Below are 19637 nucleotides of genomic sequence, written 5' to 3'. Positions count from 1 at the left end.
AGTTGAAGACGCATCATAATCGCATCGGCAAAACCACGCACAAGCATGACAATTGACACGAGGATATACATGATACCAATTTTTTTATGGTCTACAGATGTGAACCATTCGTTCCACAAGTAGCCCCATTTTTTAAAGTAGGTGATACCAGCAACAAGTGCGATACCGCCAAGAATCATCATTGCAACAGTAACCAATACGATTGGATCGTATGGAATTGCATCTGGTCCCAACTTACCTAAGAAGCTCATGTTATTCCCCCACAACTGAAGAAGCAGGTTCAACAGCGGCATGTGCTTCAGAAGCAGCAGCCTCATGAGTACCTGCAGCTGCTGTATGATCAGCGCCGTGGTAATTACTCATATATTTGTTGATCACTGATTTAAATAAGCCTTGCTCAACAGAAGAATAATAAGTCACAGGATGTGGCTGAGTCTTATAAGGACCTTCTTTTTCAGCTGTAGCTGCAAGTTCTTTCTCTAAATCTGTTTTGGCATTACGAACCATAGCATCGATTTGCTTATGTGAACGGTTACCGTCACGTAAAGTTGCATATTCAGCTTGGTCTAAAACTGTTTTTTGAACAGCTTCAGGGTTGATCGTTGTACCTTGGCCAGCTTTCACAGCAGTTACCCAGCTATCAAAATCAGCTTGAGCTACTGAATGAGCTTTAAAGCGCATTTGTGAGAAGCCATAACCTGAGTAGTTAGATGAGAAACCACGGAATACACCAATGTCATCAGCTAAAACGTTCAAGTGAGTTTGCATGCCTGCCATTGCATAAATCTGACCAGATAACGCAGGGATGAAGAATGAGTTCATCGTAAAGTTAGAAGTCAATTTAAGTGCAACAGGAGTCTTTTCAGGGAAGCGAAGTTCGTTAACAGTCGCAATACCTTCTTCTGGATAGATGAAGACCCATTTAAATTGTTCAGCAATAACTTGAACATTCAAAGGAGCTTTATCTGACTCAAGTGGACGGTATGGGTCATACTTGTGGGAACCCCACCAAGTTAACCAAGCTAAAATAATAATAATAATGACTGGAATACCCCAAACAACAACTTCAATTGCTGTTGAGTGTGCCCAAGTCGGTTGATAGTCTGCATCTTTATTTGACGCGCGATATTTCCAACCAAACCATAAAGCCATAATTGCTGATGGAATTACCACCAACAACATTAGGAAGATCGCAGTAAGCATTAGGTTAGATTGACCTTGTGCAACTGGACCTTTTGAGTTTAGAAGTACCATATCACCACCACACCCAGTTAAGAGTGCAGCAATCGCAGATAAAGACAATACAGCTAAAATTGTTTGTCTCATTTTACAACCTCGGTGAAGAGTCCCATTCCCTAAATCTAAATTTGGGATAGCGAATAAAAGTGTCGCATGATTATGATGTTTGATCAGACATGAAAAAACCGTCACAATAATGTGACACCGCTACGTTGTGAGGCATTATGCCTTATATCGACAAACTAAGCTATACATAAACATGCTTTAAATGGCTGTATTAAAACCTTATTTTTATAGTCGGAATTGTATTTTTTTTATATAAATTTTGTTTTAATTTCAAGGTGATGCGAAAAAAAGGGATGAAAATTTCACCCCCTTTAGAAAAAGTGAAAATTATTGGTTTATCACTTTGGTTTTTGCTAGTTTGTCGTGCAGAGTTTGACGTTTTTTTCCAAAAATAAATACGGAGTCGATGATTGCACTGAGTGGCATTGATAGGAAATTTAGGAAAATAAATAAAACACTACGTAAGGTAAAGCCGCGCATTAAGTTGACTGGCTCACTTGTTTCAGCATCTACAATTTTAATTTTGGTAATTTTTTTACCAATACTTTGTCCTGATTTAGCAATCAAGAAAGCTTGAATGCACAACATAATGAACAGGTAGGCAAACATTGCAATCCATGCCTGATTCGGAAACATTTCAATCATTTGGATTTGTAATGTTTGCAATAGACTCGGGTCTGCACTTGCAGCCATAGCTGCTTGCATGAATTGTTCATTCAGACTGGCAAACTTGGTTGCTTCTTCAGGGCTAAAGAAAGCAGTCAAAATAAATGTCGCGGGGATCCATAGTAACAAATCAACAATTTTGGCTAAAACACGTTTGGGAATACTGGCCAAAGCAAGTTGATTATTTTGCTGCACATGTGCTGCACCATAATTTTGAGCTGTTGTATTTTGATTTGGCTCAAAAGGTGTTGATGGGACAGGTGGTGTATAGCCCTCAGGCATATAAACATGCTGACCTTGAGTAAGTTCACCCAAAGCTTTCCATTCACTCATCCCTTGATGCCAAACCAAGTCAGTTAGTAATACTTGTTGACTTGCAAGCATCTGGTTGAGTTGTTCCAATGTGTATGGACCAGCCTGTTGATTATTTCGTGCCAAGTAAATCTGCATAAAGCTAAATTCTCAAAAAACGTCAGTAAGAGTATAAATAAAAAAAAAGACCCACATGTGGGTCTTTTTTTAACACAGTTTATTAAGCTTGTTGAGCTTTTTCTTCAGAAAGGAAGAACCATGTATCTAATACAGAGTCTGGGTTAAGAGAAACAGACTCAATACCTTGTTCCATTAACCATTTTGCAAGGTCAGGGTGGTCAGAAGGACCTTGACCACAAATACCTACGTATTTACCAGCTTTACGACAAGCATGGATTGCCATTGAAAGAAGTGCTTTCACTGCTGGATCACGTTCGTCAAATAGGTGAGAAACGATACCAGAGTCACGGTCAAGACCAAGTGTTAACTGAGTCAAGTCGTTAGAACCGATAGAAAAACCATCGAAGTGTTCAAGGAACTGTTCAGCCAACAAAGCGTTCGTTGGAAGTTCACACATCATGATCACTTTCAGGCCATTTTCACCACGTTTAAGACCATTCAGACCTAATAATTCAATTACACGTTTCGCTTCAGCAACGGTACGTACGAAAGGAATCATGATTTGAATATTGGTTAAGCCCATTTCGTCACGTGCTTTTTTCAGTGCGCGGCATTCTAATTCGAAGCAGTCACGGAAGTTATCAGACACATAACGGCTTGCACCACGGAAGCCCAACATTGGGTTTTCTTCTTCAGGCTCGTATAACTTACCACCGATTAAGTTTGCGTATTCGTTTGACTTAAAGTCAGACATACGAACAATCACAGGTTTATCAGCAAACGCTGCAGCAAGTGTAGAAATACCTTCAACTAGTTTTTCAACATAGAATTCGATTGGAGACGCATAGCCTGCAGTACGAGACAATACCGCTGCGCGAGTTTCACGTGGAAGGCTGTCAATGTTAAGAAGCGCTTTCGGGTGAACACCGATCATACGGTTGATGATGAACTCAAGACGCGCAAGACCAACACCTTCGTTTGGAATTTGTGCGAAGTCAAATGCGCGGTCAGGGTTACCTACGTTCATCATGATTTTGAACGGAAGTTTAGGCATAGACTCGATCGAGTTACGTTGGATTTCGAAGTCCAAAGAACCTTCATAGATAAAGCCTGTATCACCTTCAGCACAAGAAACAGTCACTTCTTGACCATCAGTTAATACTTCAGTTGCATTACCACAACCTACGATTGCAGGAACACCAAGTTCACGTGCAATAATTGCAGCGTGACAAGTACGACCACCACGGTTAGTCACAATCGCAGCAGCACGTTTCATTACTGGTTCCCAGTCTGGGTCAGTCATGTCTGATACAAGTACGTCACCGTCTTGTACTTTGTCCATTTCTTTGATCGACGTTACGATACGAACGCGACCAGAACCGATACGTTGACCAATTGAACGACCTTCACAAATCACAGTACCTTTTTGTTTAAGTAGGTAGCGTTCCATTGTGCCGACATTTTCACGGCTTTTCACAGTTTCAGGACGTGCTTGAACGATGTAGATTTGACCGTCATCACCATCTTTTGCCCATTCGATGTCCATTGCTGAACCGTAATGGTTTTCAATGATCAATGCTTGTTTAGCAAGTTCTTGAAGCTCATGGTCGTTTAATGCGAATTGTTGACGATCAGCTTTTTCAACGTCCACAACAACTACTGATTTACCAGCAGCACCTTCTTCACCATAAATCATTTTTTGGTGTTTAGAACCAAGGTTACGACGTAATACAGCGTGTTTGCCTGCATTAAGAAGTGGTTTAGATACATAGAATTCGTCAGGGTTGACTGCACCTTGTACGACCATTTCACCCAAGCCATAAGAAGCGGTGATGAATACTGCATCGCGGAAACCAGATTCAGTATCAAGGGTAAACATTACACCCGCAGCACCAGTTTCAGAACGAACCATACGTTGAACACCAGCAGATAACGCGACAACGTCATGTGCGAAGTTTTGGTGTACACGATAAGAAATTGCGCGGTCATTATAAAGTGAAGCAAATACTTCTTTAATCGCAACAAGTACGTTGTCGATACCACGAATGTTCAAGAAAGTTTCTTGTTGGCCTGCGAAAGAAGCATCAGGTAAGTCTTCTGCTGTTGCAGAAGAACGAACGGCAACCGCGATTTCAGGGTTGCCGTTTGAAAGAGCTGTGAAAGCTTCACGAATTTCTTTTTCAAGTTCTGCTGTAAGCGGAGTTTCGACGATCCATTGGCGGATTTTCGCACCTGTTTCTGCAAGTGCATTAACGTCATCAACGTTTAGCGCTGCAAGTTCAGCGTTGATTTTAGCGTTTAGGCCACTTTGCTCGAGAAATTCACGATACGCTTGAGCTGTAGTAGCAAAACCACCTGGTACTGAAACACCAGCATTCGCAAGATGGCTGATCATTTCACCCAATGATGAGTTTTTACCACCCACGAGTTCTACGTCGTGTTTCCCTAATTTTTCTAGACCAATTACGCGCGCTTCCAAAGTTGTTACTCCACTTTTGCAGTATTAATCACTATTTGGCATGAAATTATAACAAATAACTTAGCATTTTGAATTTACTAAGTGACAGTCATGTAAGATGGTTTACTATAAAGATTATATAGCACTAAGACAAATATTGGAGGAGAATTTTAATGTCAGAAGGTAAACAGATAAAGCGCAGTGTTTTCTTTGTTTCTGATGGTACTGCGATTACCGCTGAAACCCTCGGTCATTCACTGTTAGCGCAGTTCCCTCATGTGGATTTTGACATTCATATTATTCCTTATATTACTACTGAAGAAGCCGCGACAAATGTCGTTGCAGAAATCAATCAACGTGCTCAAGAAGATGGCCAAAAGCCACTGGTGTTTGATACCTTAGTTGACCCCTATGTACGAGAAATTATTAACACTGCAGATGCAATAAATCTTGATGTTTTTGAAGGGCTTATTAGTAAGTTGTCTGATGAGTTAGGTACTGCGCCTACGACTTTAGTCGGGCAGACCCATGCGGTGACGGATTCTGCGTCTTATAAAGCCCGTATTGATGCTGTTCACTTTGCCTTAGACAATGATGATGGTGCGCGTACGCGTCATTATGACAAAGCAGATTTGATTCTGATCGGGGTGTCTCGTTCGGGTAAAACGCCAACTTCAATTTATTTATCATTGCAATTTGGAATCCGTGTAGCGAACTATCCGTTGACCGAAGAAGATTTAGATGACAATCGTTTACCTGCAGTTTTGCGTGAACATAAACATAAACTATTTGGCCTAATGATTGATGCAGAGCGCCTTGTAGCGATTCGTACGGAGCGTAAAGCCAATAGTCGTTATGCTAGTTTTAGTCAGTGTCAAATGGAGCTTCGCGCGATCGAAGGCATTTATATTTCAGAAGGCGTTAAGTATTTAAACGTGTCAGAAATGTCAATTGAAGAAATTTCAACACGTGTACTACAAATGACTGGTTTGAAACGTCGAATTGGATAAAATTTCAAAAGCCACTTCAGTGGCTTTTTTTTGATAGTAAAATATTATTTTTATTATATGAAAATAGTATAAAAAATATGGATAACGATACTTTTGGGGAAAGTCCTAAATTTAGTTTATTTTTCTTCCAAAATATCTGAAATTTCCACAAATGTTGATATGCGTTTTTTAGCTTTTTATACAATTTCTAACACACAAAAATGACCCGAAAAATGAGTACCAAGTTTGATAAATTTCTCAGTGAACTCTGATTGAAATCTAAACAGGTGAAACGCCAGTTTAATGAGATGGAAAATGGTGGGATTTTGTTATTTAAATCTACATATTGGTGAATAATTGCTCAATATTGGGCGGTTTTTGCGTTTAAGTGCTAATAAAATGATCAAGAAGTAGAGTAAAAAATAGGCAAACAGTGCGTGTGTGATGGTGGTTTTATAAAAATACTGCCATTTATTTAAATGATGTGGTTAATAAGTATACTTTTATCTGTGTTTTGTCGTTTGTTTTTAAGGTTTTTTGGAAGAAATAAGTCAAAATTCAGGGCATTTTTTAGAAAAATGGGTCATAGAAATTAAAATAATGCTGTGCTGAAATAATTTTATATGTGTGCTTTTTGATCCTATGAAAAAATGAAGTGGGTGCTTAATCAAACAGGTTATTTAAGTTCCTTTGTTGAGAAAGATATGGAAGTAAATCGGTCAGGTAGAGGCTATGAATAAAAGCTGAATCCATCAGCTTTTATTCATTTAATTTTCAAAACTCACTTAGATCACTTAGATGCGCTTTGATTGAATGACATTGTCATTATGCTTTGTCTTTTTTAGAGAGTTCACTACGAATAATCACATCACATTCAAAGCTGTGGTCATCTAAAGCGGTAATGGTATGATTTTGAATTTTGATAATGGGCCAAGTGTTTAAGATGCAATTTGGCTGTTGTAGCGCTGTATAGTAATGATCGGACTTTAAGAAAATTTTATTTTGGATGGCGGTATTTGGGCTGAGTAAATGTCGGAGCCAATGATTGGGAACTTGATCTTCCAAAAAGCGTAAAGCCAAAATACTTTTTATACGATTACTAAAAAGTCTACGGTTCTTCGTAATCAAGGGGTGTTGGATGAGTTTGTTTAATAGACGTTCGGTGCGCGGTAGGATAAATTGCGGTTTAATTTGATAGACCATAATGCTATCTGCAATTTGGCAGAGTTGATGTAACTCAGAGACAATATGTTGATCAACTCCAATAATCGCAATTTTTTTATTTTGAAAATCAAAATCTTTGATTTGATCCGAGTTCATGAGTTCACCACGATATTGTGTAAAATCATCAAGATGATTATTGAAAATATGGTGGTTTGCATCCTGCTGGTGAGCCATATTTATTCCTTATTGATATTTTATTTTTTGATTCAATCCAAATATCTTCTGACAACTACAGAGCAGGGTAAAGTTCTTTTTCAGTCTGATGAGTCATGCAAATTTTTTTGAAATTTAGAGCTTGGCACTTGTTATTCTATATTTTATAAGAGTGGATTTTAGAGCGCGTAACAGCGAGGTTTTTTGTATTTAAGGCATCTTTTTTGATGTGGATGCCTTTTTATTTGAAGTAATCAAAATTAAGAATTTAAGTTGTTGTCATCTGAAGGTGAGTTAAATTCAATCGTAGGATTCATTTTATTGTTTAGTTCAGGCTGCTCAGCATGTGTGCGCAAATAGTCCATATCACGGATATTTTTCTGCACGGCTACTGCACCAAATAAACTCATTAGAAATGCCATCATATAAAAGCCTTTTTCGCTCAAAGCCAACTCAGCATTCCAAAGTCCAATAGCCAACAACACCAGACAGATGATTACAGAAGCCCAACATAATCCGAAATAAATTGCAGTGACATGCATGCCTTCTAAACGATCGCGAATAATTTTCTGTAATGATACTGAGGAAAATAAACCATAGAGCAAGAGGATGAGATAGAAGCCTTTTTCATTCAACATCATCGTAGCATTGAATAGGCCAATGCAAAATACTACAGCGCCTAAAATGAGTGCGACCCAACTGACGGCAATAAAAGCAGGTGTTGGTTTATTAATGTATTGACTCATAAATCGTCTGGTTCTCATTGTTATTGCTTATGTTGAATATTTATACCGCATTAAAAATTATAAGCAAAGTATTAAAAATCTTCTCTTGAGGATCGGTCAAAATTAAAAAAGAAGCTAGAACCAAGATACATTTTGAACATCAGTTCTAGCTTATATAGGTATGATTCGTCTTTTTGTTAAAGGTCGGCGTGTTTGATTTGCATTAAACGTTCAAAGTTTTCAATGCGTTTATCTGTGTCATAAATATCACAGGTAAAAATAAATTCATCCACATCATATTTGGATAAGAGATTTTCTAGACCCGCTTTGACGGCTGCATTCGAGCCGACTTGACCCATGGCATAGAAATTATCGACCGACATTTTTTCTGCAGCTGTCCATAAGCCTTGCATTGAGTTTACAGGTGCTTTGAGTTTTAAACTTTGACCACGCATTAAACCTAAAACACGTTGATAGGCACTGGTTGAAAGATATTCAGCTTCTTCATCTGTTTCTGCAACTACAGTTGGAACTCCCATGGAAACATAAGGACGGTCTAAATATTCGGAAGCTTGGAAATTTTCACGATAGAGCTGAATCGCTTGACCTAACATGCGTGGTGCAAAATGTGAGGCAAATGAGTAGGGCAAACCTAAACGTGCAGCCAATTGTGCACTAAATAAACTTGAACCAAGAAGCCAAACGGGAACATGAGTATTTTGACCCGGTGTCGCCACGATACGCTGATTAGGTTCAGGGGCTTTAAAATATTGCAAAATCTCCAAGACATCTTGTGGAAATTGATCTTCGGTTTCCTGACGGCCACGGCGTAAGGCACGCATGGTGGTTTGGTCTGTACCCGGTGCACGGCCCAGACCGAGTTCGATTCGGCCCGGATAAAGCGTTTCCAAGGTACCAAATTGTTCTGCGACCACTAGAGGTGCATGATTTGGTAACATGATACCGCCCGAACCAAGTTTAATTGTTTTGGTATTTGCCAAAAGATAACCCAACAAAACTGCTGTGGCTGAGCTGGCAATCCCATCCATATTGTGATGTTCAGCCAACCATAAACGTTCATAACCCAGTTGTTCAGCATGTTGAGCGAGTGCTAAGGCATGTTTTAATGAAAACTCAATGCTTTTGTCATTACGTACTGGGGCAAGTTCCAGTATCGAAAATTTTGTTTCAGCTAAAGTGCGCATACTTTTACTCGGGAATTTGTATATCGAAATAATACGATATATTGGGTTTTATGTATATCGATAAACTACGATGTATTGGTTTGGAAAATAACTCATCTTCATCAGTCATATTGTTGGATTTAGAAAATCTAAATTGTTGAGCCGTGGAATAATTCTATATCTTCCATATAAGGTTATTTATAGCTAATTTTGATAGTTTAAATTTTATGTGAAGATCTTTTTTGTAGTGTTGGTTTTGCATATATGTTCTTTAAATCATGCTTCTAAAGTAGCAAGATTTCGTTAAATTAAAAGATAGCAGTATTTTTAACCCACTTAAAATGATTGTTTAAAGTTCGAATGCTTAATCTGGAGATCATCATGCAAGGTGATAAATCCAGCTATACAGCTAAACAAAAGCGACAAGCTTAGTATATTGTTGAATCTGAAAAATCACGAGGTCTATCGCAAGAAGAGGCGGAACGTATTGCTTGGGTAGCGGTAAATAAACAAGGTGGTGGTGGTTTAAAAAAGCCCAAACACTAATACGTGATCAAGTCAGTATCTTGGAGCCTTAATTACTTGCAGTAAAAAAGCACCCGAAGGTGCTTTATATTTTGTGTCACTTGCAAATTAACGTTTACCGTTTTTGTACCAGCCATTGTGGCGACCATTGTCTCCGCGATATCCACGATCGTCGTAGCTATAGTGATTGTTTCTGTAGCCACGGCTGTTGTAACGACGATCATAACGATCTTCATAACGTCCGTAACGATCATCATAACGACGGTCTTCAGAGACTTTTTTACCGAGTACTGAACCACCAGCAGAACCTAGTGCGGCACCGATATAACCACCATTTGTACCGCCCATGTTTTTACCTACGGTATAACCACCGGCACCACCAAGTGCACCACCAATCATTGCGCCATTACGGTCACGTTTATTTGCAGAAGCTGCTGCACCCGCACCACCACCAATGGCTGAACCAATCATTGCGCCAGTTTGACCGCCCATTTGGTTACCAATAGCAGCACCCACGACACCACCAAGTGCGGAAGTTAACGCGGTATTGGTATTGTTACCTGCATGTGTTGCAGTCATGGTAAATGCTGAAACTGCAATAGCTGCACTAAATAAGATTTTATTGATTTTCATTGTTGAACTCCTTACGAAGTGCGATGTTTGTCTGTTAAGTTCACTATAGAAAAATAGATAGAAAATATTTGGAGTAGAGTGTGATGGATCTCAATACTTCGGTTGCAGCATTGTAAATTTTCTAACGATTTTCTTCATTATTGATAAATGATTTATTTTTCAATGATTTAGTGATGTGTGTAAATTGCAATTAATATTGAGATGAGTGTGTTCTCGCGTTATGAAATAAATGAATGACGGAGCATAAATCGTGAATGGCTACAAAAAAAATAAAAAAGCACCTCGAAAGGTGCTTTTCACAATAGATCAGTTCTGGCTAGACTTGGTCTAACTGCCCATTGCCGTATTGATTAATGACGATGGTGACGACGGTGTTTTTTGTAATATTTACGTTCTTGATATTTGTCGTAATCTCTGTCTTTAGAAATTTTATTACCCAAAGCAGCACCACCCGCAGCACCTAGTGCAGAACCGATATAACCACCGTTTGTACCGCCCATGCTTTTACCAACGGTATAACCCGCACCACCGCCTAGAGCACCACCGATCGCAGACTCGGTACGGTTACGTTTGTTACTTGCTACCGCAGCACCACCCGCACCACCTAAAGCAGCGCCAATAGTTGCACCTGTCGTACCGCCCATGTTTTTACCAATTGCAGTACCTGCAACACTACCTAATGCACTTGCAGCTGCAACACGAGTTGTACTGTCAGCATTTGCAGAAACAGTGAACATAGAAGCAGTCGCTAAAGTGGCTGTCATTAAAAGAGTATTCAGTTTCATTGTTCACTCCATGTCCTAAATTTTAGGACTGTTGTTCTTGATAATTTCGATGGGAGTAAATGTAACAAAACTATTCGCCTTAAATGTGGAGAGCTTTCTCAAAAAATAGCGATTTAAGTAACTTCTTTGTATGAGTTTTATTAATAATGTGAAAAATAGGATTGAATGGCGAAAATGCACACAACTTTGTGGAGAAATGTGGGAGTGATGCAGTTGGCATTTTTGAAATAACCCACTTGAACGATAGTAAGCATCGCAATAAATATGTCATTTCAGACCTATAGTCGGTAAACTAGCGGCATTATTTTGGATTTGGCATAACCGTGCAATTTAGACGGATGAGCCTGTGTATTGAGACTTTTTAAAAAATGAAAGAATCGTTACGTTTACGATTAGATCAGCTTTCTGACCGTCACGAAGAATTAAATGCATTATTGGCAGATGTTGAAGTCATTTCTGACAATAAACGTTTCCGTCAATTATCACGTGAGCACAGTGATTTATCAGAAATTACAGAAGTATGGCGGAAATATCGCCAAGCAGAAGAAGATATTGAAACTGCTGAAGTCATGTTGACTGATCCTGACTTTAAAGAAATGGCAGTTGAAGAGATTAAAGAAAATAAAGCACTGATCTCGCAGCTTGAAGCTGACTTAAACATCCTAATGATTCCCAAAGATCCAAATGATGCCAACTCTGCCTATTTGGAAATTCGTGCGGGAACCGGTGGTGATGAAGCGGCAATTTTCTCGGGTGACTTATACCGGATGTATAGCAAATATGCTGAGACACAAGGTTGGCGTATTGAAGTGCTGTCAGAAAATAATGGTGAGCACGGCGGCTATAAGGAAGTGATTTGCCTAATTAATGGTGAAGGGGTTTATGGCCGCTTGAAATTTGAAAGTGGCGCACATCGTGTACAACGTGTGCCTGCAACTGAATCTCAAGGTCGTGTACATACATCTGCATGTACGGTGGCAATTTTGCCTGAAATTGATGTTGATACTAGCGTTGAAATCAACCCTTCAGAACTTAGAATTGATACTTACCGCGCGTCTGGTGCGGGTGGTCAGCACATTAACAAAACGGACTCTGCTGTACGTATTACGCATCTGCCAACAGGAACAGTGGTGGAATGTCAGGATGAACGTTCACAGCATAAAAACAAAGCCAAAGCGATGGCACTTTTGGTTTCTCGTTTAGAAAATGCCAAACGTGCAGCAGCAGACGCAGCGACGTCTGAAATGCGTCGTGACTTGGTGGGTTCAGGTGACCGTTCTGAGCGTATTCGTACCTATAACTATCCACAAGGTCGTATGACTGATCACCGTATTAACTTAACACTGTATAAGTTAGATGCAGTGATGGAAGGTGATTTAACGGAATTGCTGGATAGCTTGCATCGTGAATATCAAGCCGATCAATTGGCATTATTAGCACAGCAGAATGGTGGCTAATGAATATTGCACAGGCTTTGGCCTACCGTGGTGAACCTGAAAGCTATGAACGTCAGGAAAATGCGTGGTTGTTAGAACACATCACCAAAATTGATTCTTTTGATTTAATCATGAAAAAGGATCAGGAACTAACTGCAGATCAAGAACAGCAATATATTGCTGCGCTTGAACGTATCGCAGCTGGCGAGCCTTTGGCTTATGTCACTGGATCTCAGCCATTTTGGACTTTAGATCTAAAAGTAACCAAAGATACGTTGGTGCCGCGTCCAGATACTGAAGTTTTGGTTGAAACTGTGTTGCGTCTAGATTTACCTGAAGATGCACGTGTAGTCGATTTGGGAACTGGAACAGGTGCAATTGCATTGTCTTTAGCCAGTGAACGTCCAAGTTGGTCGGTGGCAGCTTCGGATATTTACGAGCCAACTTTAGAGGTGGCTGAGTTTAATGCGAAAAAGCATGATCTTGAACATGTACAATTCGTATTGGGCTCATGGCTAAAACCTTTTGGTCGTGCCTTTTTTGATGTGATTGTATCGAATCCACCATATATCGATGCCGATGATGTTCACATGCAAGATCTGGCGACAGAACCTGAGCGAGCATTGGTTGCAGACAATCATGGGCTGGCTGATTTGGAACAGATTATTCAGCAAGGTAAAAAGCACTTAACGGTAAATGGCTGGGTGGTGCTTGAGCATGGCTATGACCAAGGTGATGCGGTAAGACATTTGTTCTTACAAGCAGGCTACCGTGATGTTCGTACCGTGAAAGACTATGGTGGCAATGATCGTGTCACTTTAGGGCAGTGGCGGCACTAATTGTTAAAGTGAGTAGTCAAAAGACATTTATATAGATTGAGCTAATTTCGGTTTTATATAAGTTTAAGAGCTAATTGTATTTCTATATTTTAGGTGTAATCATAAAAAAAGCGGCATAAGCCGCTTTTGTTGAATGTACAGATTACATTGGATAATCTTGCAAACTGTCAAAGACTTCAACTTGATGTAGTGCATCAGTTTCGACAGCAAGACACAGCGTCACAATTTTCTTTAGATCTGCTAAATATTGTTCATCTTTGAAAGATGCGCCTAATTGAAGTGCTTGAATACGGTCTATGCTAATATCAAGCGCTTGAGCAGCTTCAATCGCATTAACTTCATTAAAGAATGTAGTCACCGCACGATTTAAGTCACAGTCTGATGCTTCCAGAATGCCTTGATTTAGTTGCTCTTCAAATTGTGGAGTAGGAGATTGCAAAGCTTGAGTAAAGTTTTGCACTAAACGTTGATCGAGGACATCAATCATTTTAAGCATGTCATACCTTTAAAAGAAATAAGGTGATTAAACAGGGAGTACAGCCGAAAAATAAGCATTAAAGAATGCTTTAAAATTGGATAAAAAATAACCCAAATAAGTGAATAGTGCAATAATATTCAGATGAATGCTCAGTCGTTTTAGTAAGTGATTGAATTCTATTCCTATTATTTTTATAGGTGGTTTTTTAGGGGAAATACACAATCGTGGAGGCTTGACTTCTTTGCTTATCGCTTTTTTGAACCTGATGGCACGGGGCTGTTTACAGTACTTGGTTTAATGCGATGAAAGCGCTCGGTTTATAAAACCTAGGTACAATAGGAATATTCTGTAGTGCAAATTACACCTACTAAAATTAAAAAATATGTCCTTGAAATAGGTAGTCACAAGTTAAAGCAATATTATGGGCATAGTTTTGCTTTAGCGATAATTTTCTAAATGAGTTGAAATGATAATGATGGCGACATAAGGCGTTTACAGATTTTTATTCTGGCGATAAGCTCCCGGACTCACACCAGTCCATTTCTTAAAAGCCCGATGAAAGGCACTGGGTTCATGAAAATTTAATTCATCGCTAATGTTTTGCAGGCTTTTATCTGTACGGGTCAAAAAATCAATAGCAGTATCCCGACGGATATCATTTTTTAATTGTTGATAGCTGACACCTTCACTTTTGAGACGGCGCTGCATGGTCGCTTCAGACATATTCATTTTCAGTGCCAATTCATTTAGTTCAAGCCATTCCGCAGGTGAAACGTCGATTAGCTGTTTACGAATTTGGCTACTGAGTGCATAGGGATTTTTAAAACGCACCAATAAGTTTTCTGGAGTTTGCTGTAAAAATTGATACCAAGAGCGTTGGTCTTGTTTAATCGGCAAATTTAAATAGCTGGCATCAAATTGAATATAGTTTTGCGTAGCTTGATAATGAATATTTTCACAAAACCGGACTTTGTAGTCGTGGTCATCCATCGGCTGATCACATTTAAGCTGAATTTGGTTTAGAAGAATGCGTTGCCCACAGAGCCAACAGATTAAAGTATGTATCAACATAATATAAGTGGCATAGCTAAACATGCGCTTCGTGGCCTGTTGGTCATAGATCACGATATAGGCATAGTGTTCGTCAATGATCAGTGAGCTTTGTAAATCATCCAAGACTAGATTTAAAAACTGCAAAATTTGCTTGAGCGCATTTTCTAAATTGTCATTATGCATGACCATTTTGGATAACAGTTTAAAACTACCGCGACGCATGGCATGTCGATCCATACCAAAAAATTCATCATCCATCACATCGGCAAGCGTGGTCCAAAGTGCTGCATATTGAGAGACGGAAACCCGTGCCTTGCTTGAATCTAATAATTCGGCTGGAATACCCGATTTGTGCAAAATTGCAGGAATATCATGTTGTAGGTTTTGTGCATCGACCAAGGCTTCGTGGACCAGTTCAATTGAAATGGTGCCTTTACTATATTCAAGTCCATGTTTAGGCATAAGTGTTGATCGGTCCATGTTCAGGATTGTCCAAATACATCAGTCAAGATGCAACATTTGGAAATTGTACTCAATGCACACTGTGTTTACTCTGCATCTTAAGTCGAATCTTATTAAAACAATTTGAAATAGGGAAATCGTATGAAGATTCAAGGAAAAGTTTTTGTCATTACCGGTGGTGCATCAGGTTTAGGTGCGGCAACGGCGACTCATTTTATTGCGCAAGGTACGAAGGTCATTTTGGTTGATATGAACCAAGAACAAGGTGAAGCGATGCAACGCCAGTTGGGTAACCATGCCAAATTTGTGCAACTTGATGTAACCAATGAATCCGCAGTTGCTGCCTTTTTTGCGCAAGTAGAAACAGAATATGGTCAACTCAATGGCTTAGTGAACTGCGCAGGTATTGCACCTTCAGCAAAAGTGTTGGGTCGTGATGGTTTACATGATTTGGCCATGTTCCAAAAAGTACTCGACATTAACGTGAGTGGGACATTTAACATGCTGCGTTATGCCGCGCAGTTGATCGCTAAATATGAACTCAAGGCAGGCGAAGAAGAACGCGGCGTGATTGTGAATACGGCATCGGTTGCGGCTTATGATGGACAAATTGGACAGGCTGCCTATGCCGCATCGAAAGGTGCGGTCGTTGCCATGACGTTGCCTTTAGCACGTGAGTTGGCACGGGAAGCGATTCGCGTAATGACTATTGCACCGGGGATCATGGAAACGCCAATGCTGAAAGGTCTGCCGCAAAATGTTCAGGATGCTTTAGGGCAAATGGTGCCGTTTCCTCCACGTTTGGCTAAACCGCAAGAGTTTGCGCATTTGGTGGCGCATATTTTTGAAAATAGTTATTTGAATGGTGAAGTGATTCGTTTGGATGGCGCGATTCGGATGCAGCCTAAATAAGTGTGTTGAATACAGTCACTGCGGAGTCTTACTGTGAATAAATTCTTTGGCAGTAGCTCATTGAGTTACTTTTGTTGCGGTAAAAGTAACCAAAACCATATTTAACGGTAAATTTTAAATACGGAATTGATTATGAAAAGGGATATTCAATGATTTTAAATGATGAACAAAAAATGGTTCAGGACATGATGCGAAGTTATTCGCAGGAAAAACTGAAACCGACTGCCGCTGAACGGGATAAGACCGCGGCATTTCCTGCACAAGAACTTAAAGAACTCGGTGAGTTGGGTGCATTGGGCATGACAGTTTCACCTGAATGGGGTGGTGCAGGTTTAGACTATGTTTCTTTGGTGTTGGCATTAGAGGAAATTGCTGCGGGTGATGGTGCAATTTCGACCATTGTCAGCGTGCAGAACTCATTACCGTGCGGCATTACTCAGCGTTATGGCACCGAAGCACAAAAAGAGAAATATCTTAAAAAATTGGCGACAGGTGAATGGCTCGGCTGTTTTTGCTTAACTGAACCTCAAGTGGGTTCAGATGCTAGCGCATTGGAATGTAAAGCCGAACGCGATGGTGATGAATGGGTGCTAAATGGGACAAAGCAATTCATTACCACAGGTAAGCATGCACAAGTGGCTTTGGTTTTTGCCGTAACCGATAAAGCTGCAGGGAAAAAAGGCATTTCATGCTTCTTATTTCCAACCGATACCAAAGGTTATATCGTCTCGCGCCTAGAAGAAAAAATGGGACAACATTGCTCAGATACTGCCACGATTGTACTGGATAACTGTCGGATTCCTGCCAATAGTCTGCTAGGACAAGAAGGTGAAGGTTATAAAATTGCGCTTTCCAATTTAGAGTCTGGGCGTATTGGTATTGCGGCTCAATCGGTGGGTATGGCACGAGCAGCTTTAGATGCAGCAGTTGAATATGCCAATGAGCGCAAGGCATTTGGTGTTGAAATTGTGCAACATCAGGCAGTGGCATTTCGTTTAGCAGATATGGCAACGCAAATTGAAGCAGCGCGCCAACTGATTTTTCATGCTGCGACTTTAAAAGATGCAGGATTGCCGTGTCTAAAAGAAGCCTCAATGGCGAAGCTTTTTGCCTCAACTATGGCGGAACGCGTATGTTCAGATGCGATTCAAATTCATGGCGGCTATGGCTATGTCTCTGATTTTCCAGTAGAGCGTATTTACCGAGATGTGCGTGTCAGTCAAATTTATGAAGGTGCATCGGACATTCAGCGCTTGGTCATTGCACGAGAAGTGACGAAACAATAAGTGTTTAAAAAATAGACTTTGGTCGGTGTTCAAACCCTGCAAAAGCATTGATGCTTTTGGAAATTGCAGGGCACATCCAAACATGATTATCTAACAATAGCAGCAAGATGAATCCGGAAAATATGCATGACATGCAGACGGATCAAATACGGCAAGTAAGGCTTTAAAGGAATAAGCGGCTTGCCGCACGTTTAGAACAACAAGATTAATGGATATTCAAAGCAGGCAGCTTTGATGCAATAAAACAGGATAGGAGTTTGTCGTAATGAAGACACTGGATCAGGCATATCTGGATTTTAATTTTGAAAACATGCTTCAAGAGCAATTGGTGGGTGCAACACAAGCGATTAATGCCTATGAAGAATGTTGTGGTCGATATGTGGGACAAAATCGTACAGCGCTGATTTGGGAAGGGAAAAACGGCGAATCTGAACAATGGAGTTTCGAGCAATTGGCTGAGGCTTCAGCACAATTGGCACACTATTTTAAAAGTATTGGCTTAAATGCCGGTGATTGTATTGCAGGATTGTTGCCTAGAACCCCAGCGTTATTAATTACGATATTGGCCACATGGCGTATCGGGGCAATTTACCAACCGCTCTTCACGGCATTTGAATCCAAAGCTATTGAACATCGTGTACAAACCGCAGCGACGAAGTTGATTGTGACCAATTCAGAACAACGTCCAAAATTAAATCATATTGATCTTCCACATATTTTGACGCTACATGCAGAGGGTAGCGAGCAGATTGATCCAGATTTTTGTACAGCATTAGAACAGCAATCTACACGCTTTGAATCGGTATCACGCACTTTTGAAGATGATTTTCTGATGATGTTTACCTCAGGGACAACGGGTCTGGCAAAATCTGTTCCTGTACCGAATAAAGCGATCTTGGCGTTTAAAGGCTACATGACCCATGCCGTGGATTTACGTGAGGAAGATTCGTTTTGGAACTTGGCCGATCCCGGTTGGGCTTATGGTTTGTACTATGGCATTGCAGGTCCATTAAGTTTAGGTCATAGCATCATTATGGATGAGCGTGCGTTTAGCGTCGATCATGCTGTTCAGATCATTAAAAAATACCAAGTCAGTAATTTAACTGGCTCACCGACGGCATTTCGGATGTTCTTCGGCTTTAAAGAAAAATTTGATGAGTCAATCAAAAGCCATTTACGTGTTGTGAGTAGCGCAGGCGAACCGCTCACACCAGAAGTGATTCAGTGGTTTAACCATGATCTGAATGTGAATATTTTTGATCAATACGGGCAAACTGAACTAGGAATGGTGATTGCCAATCATCATGCTTTAGAGCATTACAAGAAAATCGGTTCTGCGGGTTTTGCCATTCCGGGTCATCGTTTTGCTGTACTGAATAAAGACCACCAAGAAGTAGAGCGCGGTGGTGTTGGTGTATTGGCAATGGATTGGTCACAATCACCGCTGATGTGGTTCACAGGCTATGGTGGAAATAACCGTAAAGCATTTGTTGGAAACTACTATTTAACGGGGGATACCGTTCGATTGAATGAAGACGGTGGTGTCGATTTTATTGGACGTGCTGACGATGTCATTACAACGTCAGGCTATCGTGTCGGACCTTTTGATGTTGAAAGCACCTTATTGGAATGTGAAGAGGTTTTGGAGTCTGCGGTGGTCGGTAAACCTGATCCTGAACGTACCGAGATTGTGAAAGCCTTTGTGGTATTAAAACTGCAATATCAAGCCAGTGCAGAGTTGATGAATAAGTTACAAGACTATGTGCGTTCACGACTGTCTAAACATGCTTATCCAAAAGAAATTGAATTTGTTGAAGGGTTACCGAAAACATCGAGTGGAAAGATTCAGCGTAATCTTTTAAAGCAGCAAGAAATTGCAAAAGCACAAACTATGCAAAAAGCGGGTTAAAGCATCGAACTGGGTATGATTAAAAGTCACTATTAAAAATACTCACCATCAAAAAAACCGCCATTAGTGAACTGAACCCTATAAGTTGGACACAACTTGTAGGGTGTTTTTATGAAATACGATTTAAAGTTCAAGCAAGCTGTCATTGCATATTATGCTCAAGGGCAGACATACTCTTCAACA

The 19637-nt window shown here is 40.1% G+C and carries 16 protein-coding genes and 2 pseudogenes; 7 read left to right on the top strand and 11 right to left on the bottom strand.

Features of this window, described 5'->3' with window-relative positions:
• The 4 genes and pseudogenes from ACN6OV_RS08290 to ppsA form a co-directional block, all read right to left on the bottom strand.
• Window positions 1-251, bottom strand: a pseudogene (locus tag ACN6OV_RS08290) (cytochrome o ubiquinol oxidase subunit I); the annotation flags it as partial.
• A gap of 1 nt (window position 252) precedes the next feature.
• Window positions 253-1326 (bottom strand): ubiquinol oxidase subunit II, encoded by a 1074-nt coding sequence (cyoA, locus tag ACN6OV_RS08285; protein WP_427951835.1) that lies wholly within the window; start codon window positions 1324-1326, stop codon window positions 253-255.
• 306 nt (window positions 1327-1632) lie between these two features.
• Complete coding sequence (locus ACN6OV_RS08280; RefSeq protein WP_427951832.1) at window positions 1633-2421, bottom strand: RDD family protein; 789 nt, start codon at window positions 2419-2421, stop codon at window positions 1633-1635.
• An 82-nt stretch (window positions 2422-2503) separates the two neighbouring features.
• A complete protein-coding gene (ppsA, locus tag ACN6OV_RS08275) occupies window positions 2504-4882 on the bottom strand; it encodes a phosphoenolpyruvate synthase (protein ID WP_427951829.1) in 2379 nt (792 codons plus the stop codon).
• Between the two features lie 152 nt (window positions 4883-5034).
• Here ppsA and ppsR point away from each other — a divergent pair, with 152 nt between their 5' ends.
• Complete coding sequence (gene ppsR, locus ACN6OV_RS08270; protein WP_427951826.1) at window positions 5035-5871, top strand: posphoenolpyruvate synthetase regulatory kinase/phosphorylase PpsR; 837 nt, start codon at window positions 5035-5037, stop codon at window positions 5869-5871.
• 804 nt (window positions 5872-6675) lie between these two features.
• Here the strand turns inward: ppsR and ACN6OV_RS08265 are convergent.
• The 3 genes from ACN6OV_RS08265 to ACN6OV_RS08255 form a co-directional block, all read right to left on the bottom strand.
• Window positions 6676-7248 (bottom strand): flavoprotein, encoded by a 573-nt coding sequence (locus ACN6OV_RS08265; protein WP_427951824.1) that lies wholly within the window; start codon window positions 7246-7248, stop codon window positions 6676-6678.
• A gap of 239 nt (window positions 7249-7487) precedes the next feature.
• A complete protein-coding gene (gene yiaA, locus ACN6OV_RS08260) occupies window positions 7488-7973 on the bottom strand; it encodes an inner membrane protein YiaA (RefSeq protein WP_427951821.1) in 486 nt (161 codons plus the stop codon).
• A gap of 176 nt (window positions 7974-8149) precedes the next feature.
• The gene (locus tag ACN6OV_RS08255) at window positions 8150-9157 is read right to left on the bottom strand and encodes an LLM class flavin-dependent oxidoreductase (RefSeq protein ID WP_427951819.1); all 1008 of its coding nucleotides are present in this window, start codon (window positions 9155-9157) and stop codon (window positions 8150-8152) included.
• A gap of 360 nt (window positions 9158-9517) precedes the next feature.
• On the opposite strand from ACN6OV_RS08255, the pseudogene ACN6OV_RS08250 reads away from it, so the two are divergent.
• A pseudogene (locus ACN6OV_RS08250) lies at window positions 9518-9682 on the top strand (hypothetical protein).
• Window positions 9683-9769: 87 nt separating this feature from the next.
• Here ACN6OV_RS08250 and ACN6OV_RS08245 read toward each other — a convergent pair.
• Both ACN6OV_RS08245 and ACN6OV_RS08240 read right to left on the bottom strand, forming a co-directional pair.
• Complete coding sequence (locus ACN6OV_RS08245) at window positions 9770-10294, bottom strand: hypothetical protein (RefSeq protein ID WP_427951816.1); 525 nt, start codon at window positions 10292-10294, stop codon at window positions 9770-9772.
• 350 nt (window positions 10295-10644) lie between these two features.
• Window positions 10645-11079, bottom strand: coding sequence for a glycine zipper domain-containing protein (locus ACN6OV_RS08240; RefSeq protein ID WP_427951814.1), 435 nt, complete (start codon window positions 11077-11079; stop codon window positions 10645-10647).
• A 368-nt stretch (window positions 11080-11447) separates the two neighbouring features.
• On the opposite strand from ACN6OV_RS08240, the gene prfA reads away from it, so the two are divergent.
• The gene (gene prfA / locus ACN6OV_RS08235) at window positions 11448-12536 is read left to right on the top strand and encodes a peptide chain release factor 1 (protein ID WP_427951812.1); all 1089 of its coding nucleotides are present in this window, start codon (window positions 11448-11450) and stop codon (window positions 12534-12536) included.
• A complete protein-coding gene (gene prmC / locus ACN6OV_RS08230; protein WP_427951809.1) occupies window positions 12536-13354 on the top strand; it encodes a peptide chain release factor N(5)-glutamine methyltransferase in 819 nt (272 codons plus the stop codon). The genes prfA and prmC overlap by 1 nt, the downstream gene beginning before the upstream one ends.
• Window positions 13355-13496: 142 nt before the next feature.
• Here prmC and ACN6OV_RS08225 read toward each other — a convergent pair whose 3' ends face one another.
• A complete protein-coding gene (locus ACN6OV_RS08225; protein ID WP_427951807.1) occupies window positions 13497-13850 on the bottom strand; it encodes a hypothetical protein in 354 nt (117 codons plus the stop codon).
• 474 nt (window positions 13851-14324) lie between these two features.
• Entirely contained in the window at window positions 14325-15365 is a 1041-nt protein-coding gene (locus ACN6OV_RS08220; protein WP_427951805.1) for an AraC family transcriptional regulator, read from the bottom strand.
• 123 nt (window positions 15366-15488) lie between these two features.
• On the opposite strand from ACN6OV_RS08220, the gene ACN6OV_RS08215 reads away from it, so the two are divergent.
• From ACN6OV_RS08215 to ACN6OV_RS08205, 3 genes are all read left to right on the top strand, one after another.
• Window positions 15489-16259, top strand: a complete 771-nt coding sequence (locus ACN6OV_RS08215; protein WP_427951802.1) for a 3-hydroxyacyl-CoA dehydrogenase — start codon at window positions 15489-15491, stop codon at window positions 16257-16259.
• A gap of 149 nt (window positions 16260-16408) precedes the next feature.
• Complete coding sequence (locus ACN6OV_RS08210) at window positions 16409-17545, top strand: acyl-CoA dehydrogenase family protein (RefSeq protein WP_427951799.1); 1137 nt, start codon at window positions 16409-16411, stop codon at window positions 17543-17545.
• Between the two features lie 265 nt (window positions 17546-17810).
• Entirely contained in the window at window positions 17811-19454 is a 1644-nt protein-coding gene (locus ACN6OV_RS08205; RefSeq protein ID WP_427951796.1) for an AMP-binding protein, read from the top strand.
• Window positions 19455-19637: the final 183 nt, after the last annotated feature.

This window comes from Acinetobacter sp., assembly GCF_050285345.1.
Classification (GTDB): domain Bacteria; phylum Pseudomonadota; class Gammaproteobacteria; order Pseudomonadales; family Moraxellaceae; genus Acinetobacter.
This window is presented reverse-complemented; position numbering and strand designations above follow the sequence as displayed.